The 1546-nt window shown below is 40.2% G+C and carries 1 protein-coding gene; it reads left to right on the top strand.

Annotated elements, in window-relative coordinates; genetic code table 11:
* The first annotated feature begins 102 nt into the window (after positions 1–102).
* A protein-coding gene (gene prfB, locus F6K22_RS40620; RefSeq protein ID WP_293110808.1) for a peptide chain release factor 2 occupies positions 103–1225 on the top strand; the annotation gives its coding sequence in 2 pieces (ribosomal slippage) (positions 103–174 and positions 176–1225; 1122 coding nt in all).
* Positions 1226–1546: the final 321 nt, after the last annotated feature.

Here is a 1546-nt window from a genome sequence, read left to right as displayed (position 1 = left end):
ATAATTAGGGGCGGTTAGTGCAAAAACTCGCTATAAATATATCTGAGGGGCGCGGTTAGCGCAACAACAAACAAAGACTTTTTTGATTAGGAGACGATCGCCATGGAAGTATTAGACATTAAACGAGAAATAGAAAATTTGTCCTCTCGCCTGGGAACAACCCAGGACTATCTTTGACATTCCCGCACTAAAAGCAAAAATCGAAGATTTAGAACAAATTGCAGCTCAACCGGAATTTTGGGATGACCAAACGACGGCACAAAATACTCTGCAAGAACTTAACGATCTGAAATCCCATCTTCAGCAATATCAACAATGGCAAAGTAATCTGGAAGATACTAGGGCGATCGTTGAGTTATTGGAATTAGAAACTGATGAATCTTTGCTTGAAGAAGCGAATTTGACAATTTCTAGTCTCAACCGCGAGTTGGATCAATGGGAGTTGCAGGAATTATTATCCGGTCTATATGACCAAAATGGAGCAGTTGTAACTATTAATGCTGGTGCAGGAGGTACAGATGCTCAAGATTGGGCAGAGATGTTACTGCGGATGTATACCCGGTGGGGAGAAGAGCATAAATATAAGGTGCAGTTAGCCGAAATTTCTGAGGGAGACGAAGCAGGTATTAAGTCTGCAACTTTAGAAATTATGGGTCGTTATGCTTATGGTTATTTGAAGGCGGAAAAAGGTACTCATCGCTTAGTCAGAATTTCACCTTTTAATGCTAATGGCAAACGACAAACCAGTTTTGCTGGTGTAGAAGTGATGCCCGTATTAGACCATTCTGTAGAGTTGGATATTCCAGAGAAGGATTTGGAAATTACCACTTCTCGGTCTGGGGGTAAGGGTGGTCAAAACGTGAATAAAGTAGAAACAGCGGTGCGAGTAGTTCATATTCCTACAGGTCTTGCTGTGCGTTGTACTCAAGAGCGGAGTCAGTTACAAAATAAGGAGAAAGCTTTGGCATTACTCAAAGCTAGGTTACTGATAATTGCTCAAGAGCAACGCGCCCAAGAAATTGGTGAAATTCGGGGTGATATGGTAGAGGCAGCTTGGGGAAATCAGATTCGTAATTATGTTTTCCATCCTTATCAGATGGTGAAAGATTTACGGACTCAGAAAGAAACTACTGCTATTACAGATGTGATGAATGGTGAGTTAGATCCATTTATTGAAGCTTATCTACGTCAGGAAAATCAAATGGTTGAAAGTCAGTCAGCTTAATTTAGGTTTCAGCTTGACTCAAAACCATTAAGCAGTCTGAATGGTCTGTCAATATTCAATTGTTGGGTAGCCAAGCAAAACTTGTAGGGTGCGTTAGACAGCTAAAATTTAGACTGTGAAAGCCATTTAACAATCTGTCGCAGGGCACCATTGAATATGTTTTGGTCTACTAGCACCTTATATCATGTCCGGATAATGAGTGATAAAAAAGTTTTTGTTTGTAGTAGGGCTTTAGCCCATCAAATATCTATCTTAAGGGCTAAAGCCTTACTACAAGCTTTAATTATACAGCAGTTTTCATTTCAGTAGACTACATTAGGG

The organism is Okeania sp. SIO2F4, assembly GCF_010672385.1.
Lineage (GTDB): Bacteria > Cyanobacteriota > Cyanobacteriia > Cyanobacteriales > Microcoleaceae > Trichodesmium.
This window is presented reverse-complemented; position numbering and strand designations above follow the sequence as displayed.